General features: G+C 62.5%; 5 protein-coding genes. All 5 read left to right on the plus strand.

What is annotated here, in order from left to right; genetic code table 11:
- The coding region (locus WBB95_RS09545; RefSeq protein WP_424487359.1) for an aldehyde dehydrogenase family protein at positions 1-756 on the plus strand (756 nt) is incomplete at its 5' end.
- Positions 757-795: 39 nt separating this feature from the next.
- Positions 796-1,275 carry a hypothetical protein gene (locus tag WBB95_RS09550; protein ID WP_424487360.1) on the plus strand — a complete coding sequence of 160 codons (480 nt, stop codon included), beginning with the start codon at positions 796-798 and terminating at the stop codon, positions 1,273-1,275.
- A gap of 361 nt (positions 1,276-1,636) precedes the next feature.
- Positions 1,637-3,631, plus strand: a complete 1,995-nt coding sequence (locus tag WBB95_RS09555) for a conjugal transfer protein TraG (protein ID WP_424487361.1) — start codon at positions 1,637-1,639, stop codon at positions 3,629-3,631.
- Positions 3,628-4,092, plus strand: a complete 465-nt coding sequence (locus tag WBB95_RS09560) for a CopG family transcriptional regulator (protein WP_424487362.1) — start codon at positions 3,628-3,630, stop codon at positions 4,090-4,092. Before WBB95_RS09555 ends, WBB95_RS09560 begins: the two co-directional genes overlap by 4 nt.
- Positions 4,089-4,821, plus strand: a 733-nt coding sequence (trbB, locus tag WBB95_RS09565; RefSeq protein WP_424487363.1) for a P-type conjugative transfer ATPase TrbB, incomplete at its 3' end; no start/stop codon positions are given. The genes WBB95_RS09560 and trbB, both read left to right, overlap by 4 nt.

Consider the following 4,821-nt stretch of genomic DNA (forward strand, 5'->3'; position numbering starts at 1 on the left):
CCGGCAATTGTCGAAAAAGGCACGTCTCTACAGCGAGCCGCCGAAGGCATAGCCTATGGCAAGCTTCAGAACAGCGGCCAAATCTGCATTTCGCCGGACTATGTGCTAGTTCACGAGGATGACATCGCGAAGTTCGTCGACGCCTATAGACAAGCCGTCGATGGGTTTTATCCTGACGGTTCAAGCGGCACTGACTACACGTCCATCATTAACGAGAAGCATCACGCTCGCCTCGTCGGGTTACTGAATGACGCGCGGACCAAGGGTGCCCACGTTATAGACGTAGAACGCGACAGAAAAGGCGTGCCCGCCCGTGCCCATACGCTACCCCCATCGGTCGTGCTCAATACGACAGACGAAATGACGATCATGCGCGAGGAAATCTTTGGTCCAATCTTGCCGATCCTTCCTTATCGAAAAGTTGAGGAGGCCATTTCCTATATCAATGCGCGACCGCGGCCGTTGGCGCTCTACTACTTCGGAACACGGAGCGGCACCGATTGCCGAATGGTTCTCAGCCGCACGACGTCGGGTAACGTGACGATCAACAACACGCTGATGCACTACGTGCAGGACGATCTTCCATTTGGTGGCGTCGGTGCGAGCGGCATGGGCTCCTATCACGGGCTAGAGGGCTTTCGGTCATTCAGCCATGCCAAGGGCGTCTTCGACCAGAAAAAGTGGAATGCAGGCAACCTGCTGCGCCCGCCATTTGGCGGGCTCGCAAACTTCGTTATGAAGATGATGCTTCGCTGATCAGGAATGCAGGCCTCAAGCTCGGGGGCAGAGCAAACGGTGCACCGTTCAAAGCCTTCATTGGCCTTGGGGATGTGGGCCGATTACATTACGGAGGAAGAAGAAATGCCGGGTGCGCAATGGGCTGCGAGGATTGGCGCCATTTTCTACATTCTATGGGGCGTTTTCCATTTAATGGCAGCCCAAACCATCTTTGGACTTGCGGCACTCGCCAACGGAATGACCCGGGCCCGCCTGCAACAGGATGCCTTTTATCTTCTAGCCTTCGCTGTGGCAGGTATGGCAATCGCCGTTTTTCTAAACTGGCGGAATGATCGCTGGGGTTATTGGCTTAACGCGGTTCTACTGGGCGTTGCCGATATCCCTTTCGTCATTTTTGTGTTGATTCCGGGACTGGCCCCACCGTGGCCAGGTCTTGCAGGTCCTCTGCTTTGGGCAATCGCATTCGCCCTGACCACAATCGGTCGGCTTGGCATCGGTAAACAACGTCTGTCGTCACCCAGGCAGGCGCCCCCTTAGGGCCAAGCGGCGTGCGGCGAATCCTGAACGTTTAAAGGTACTTAGCCGGTAACGCAAACGAATCGCGAGACGGAGCCGACGAAGCAGCGGAGCTGTGGCACGGGCACTCCATAACCTGGCGAACGAATCTCGAGGTTTTGTTTGTTGAAAATTCGCACGAAACTTCGATTTCCTCGCTCGACACGCCGCAATGCGCCGTCGCTCGCTGCGCTTCCCTTTTTTTCGCCCTTGCGCGAAATCTTGTTTTTTCCTCGACCTTTGTCCCGATAACGGTCTTTGACCGCTCGTGATCTGACCCCGATCCTCGTGTGAGCGGCACGCCTTTGTGCCGCGTGTTGCGCAGGAGATAGCGGAGGCCAGGATGCAAGGTCAAGGCGTGCTGTTCGGGCAGGTTGGTGTCGTCTTCGGCATCGTTATCGCCGGTGTGTGGATCGCCACACAATGGACCGCCGCCGCCTTGGGCTACCAGCTACGCCTTGGCTCGCCCTGGTTTGATTTCTTCGGCACGCCGGTCTATCACCCCTGGCGGTTGTTCGAGTGGTGGTTCTTCTTCGATGCCTATGCGCCCCGTGTCTTCGACACCGGCGGCGCGATTGCGGGCGGCAGCGGCTTGGTGGCTGTTGCTGTCGCCATTGCTATGTCCGTGTGGCGCTCGCGGCAATCCAAACTGGTGACGACCTACGGCTCGGCGCGCTGGGCCGATGCCACTGACATTCGCAACGCAGGGCTAACCCAGCCCGCCGGCGTCTTCCTTGGTCGGCATGACGATCAGTACCTGCGGCACGAAGGGCCGGAGCACATCCTGACCTTCGCACCGACGCGATCCGGCAAGGGTGTCGGCCTGGTCGTTCCTACACTGTTGAGCTGGCCAGCGTCCGCAGTCATTCACGACATCAAGGGCGAGAACTGGCAGATCACCGCCGGCTGGCGCTCGCGCTTCTCACACTGCCTGCTGTTCAATCCCACCGATCCGAAGTCAGCGGCCTACAACCCTCTGCTGGAAGTCCGGCGCGGCGCGCATGAAGTACGCGATGTACAGAACATCGCCGACATCCTTGTTGATCCCGAAGGCGCGCTGGAGCGCCGCAACCACTGGGAGAAAACTTCGCACGCACTTCTGGTCGGCGCGATCCTGCACGTGCTCTATGCGGGAACCGACAAGACACTGCGCGGCGTCGCCAACTTCCTGTCCGATCCGGCGTGTCCGTTCGAGCTGACGCTGCACCGGATGATGACGACAAAGCATCTGGGCGATGCCCCGCATCCCGTCGTCGCATCGGCTGCGCGCGAAGTGCTCAACAAGAGCGACAACGAGCGGTCCGGCGTGCTCTCCACCGCCATGTCGTTCCTCGGCCTGTACCGCGACCCGACGGTGGCCGAAGTCACTTCGCGTTGCGACTGGCGCATCGCCGATCTGATCGCATCCGAGCATCCCGTCTCGCTGTACTTGGTCGTGCCGCCTTCGGACATCAGCCGCACGAAGCCGCTGGTGCGCCTGATCCTCAACCAGATCGGTCGCCGACTGACCGAATCACTTGATGGCAGCGACGGCATCGCCCGTCGTCACAAGCTGCTGCTGATGCTCGACGAGTTTCCGGCGTTGGGCCGGCTCGACTTCTTCGAGACCGCGCTGGCGTTCATGGCTGGCTACGGTATCCGCAGTTTCCTCATCGCTCAGTCGCTCAACCAGATCGACAAGGCCTACGGCCAGAACCATTCAATCCTCGACAACTGCCACGTGCGCGTGACGTTCGCCACGAACGACGAACGCACCGCCAAGCGCATCTCCGAAACGCTGGGCACCGCCACCGAGCTGCGCGCACAGCGCAACTACGCCGGCCACCGGCTCGCACCTTGGTTGGGGCACCTGATGGTGTCGCGGCAGGAAACGGCGCGCCCGCTGCTGACTCCCGGCGAAGTGATGCAACTCCCGCCGGACGACGCCGTGGTGATGGTGTCCAGCGTGGCGCCGATCAAGGCGAAGAAATTGCGCTACTACGCCGACGCCAATTTCAAGCGGCGCGTGCTGCCGCCTCCCACGCTCGCCACCGGGCGCTACGCCGATGCGCCGCCGCTTCGTCCTGATGACTGGAGCGGCCTGGCTATCCCTGTCGTACCTGCCGCATCGGTGCATTTGAACGACAGCGCAGCCGGTGCCGACGACGGGGGACCGCGTCGGCAGCCAGAGCTATCCGAGGTCACCGAATACCTCCCCGAACAGGAGCTAGCGACCAACGACCTCGCGCTGCTCGATGACGACGACTTGCCGCTGCCCCTTCCTCGCCAGCTTGACCCGGCCATGCAGCGCACGGCTCGGCTGGCGTCACTCGACCAACACGACGGAATCGAGCTATGAGCCAATACCGCCTCAACCTGTTCATTCCGCACGAGCACGCCAAGCGGCTCGACGAGCTGGCCGTCAAGAAGGGCGTGTCCAAGTCGTCGATCGTTGCGGCGGCGCTGGCGTCTTGGCTGTCGCCGGACGCAGGCGACCAGCGCGAAGCCGCCATCGCCAAGCGGCTAGATCGACTGTCGCGCCAGTTCGAGAGGCTGGAGCGCGACCAGAACATCGAGATAGAAACGCTGGCGCTGTTCGTCCGCTACTTCCTGACGGTCAGTACGCCGGTTCCCGAAACCCATCAGGAAGCCGCCCGCGCGCAGGGCAAGGCACGCTTCGAGCAGTTCGTCGAACAACTCGGCCGCCATCTGATGCGCGGGCGCAGTCTGGTGCGCGACGTAGTTGAAGAGCTGCATCCCGACACCGCTCACCTGGACGACGCGGCGGCGCTGGCTGAAGCACAGGAGCGTGCCTCATGAGCGCCGTGCCGCAGTCCTTCGCCACCACCTCGCTCGACCGGCGCATCCGCATGTTGCGAACCGCGATGGGGCCGCTGATCGCCGCCGCGCTGGAAGACCCGGACGTGGTGGAGATCATGCTCAACCCCGACCGCACACTCTGGGTCGATCGCCTGTCCTCGGGCCGCGCGCCGCTGGGCGCAGAACTGTCCGAGGAAGACGGCGAACGCATCATTCGTTTGGTCGCCGCGCATGTCGGCGCGGAAGTCCATCGCGGTCAGCCGCTCTTGAGCGCCGAATTGCCGGAAACCGGCGAGCGCTTCGAGGGCATCCTGCCGCCGGCCGCGCCGGGGCCGGCCTTCGCGCTGCGCAAGCGCGCCGTCGGCGTGATCCCGTTGGATCGCTACGTCACCGACGGAATGATGACCGTCGAGCAGGCCGAGTTCCTGCGCGAGGCAGTACGCGGACGCCAGAACATCCTGATCGCCGGTGGCACCAGCACCGGCAAAACCACGCTTGCCAATGCCTTGCTCGCGGAGATCGCCGCCACCGGCGACCGCGTGTTGGTGCTCGAAGACACCATCGAACTGCAATGCACGGCACGAGACCACGTGCCCCTGCGCACGCGTGCCGGCGTCGTGTCGATGACCGAGCTGGTGCGCGCCACGATGCGGCTGCGCCCCGATCGCGTGATCGTCGGCGAGGTGCGCGGCGGCGAGGCGCTGGATCTCATCAAGGTGTGGGGCACCG

Origin of the sequence: Pseudomonas sp. (genome assembly GCF_049645325.1) — a bacterium.
Classification (GTDB): Bacteria; Pseudomonadota; Gammaproteobacteria; order Pseudomonadales; family Pseudomonadaceae; genus Aquipseudomonas.

Coding starts and splice junctions, on each gene's coding strand:
- WBB95_RS09560 (WP_424487362.1), top strand. CDS start 3,628: ATGAGCCAATACCGCCTCAACCTGTTCATTCCGCACGAGCACGCCAAG.
- WBB95_RS09555 (WP_424487361.1), top strand. CDS start 1,637: ATGCAAGGTCAAGGCGTGCTGTTCGGGCAGGTTGGTGTCGTCTTCGGC.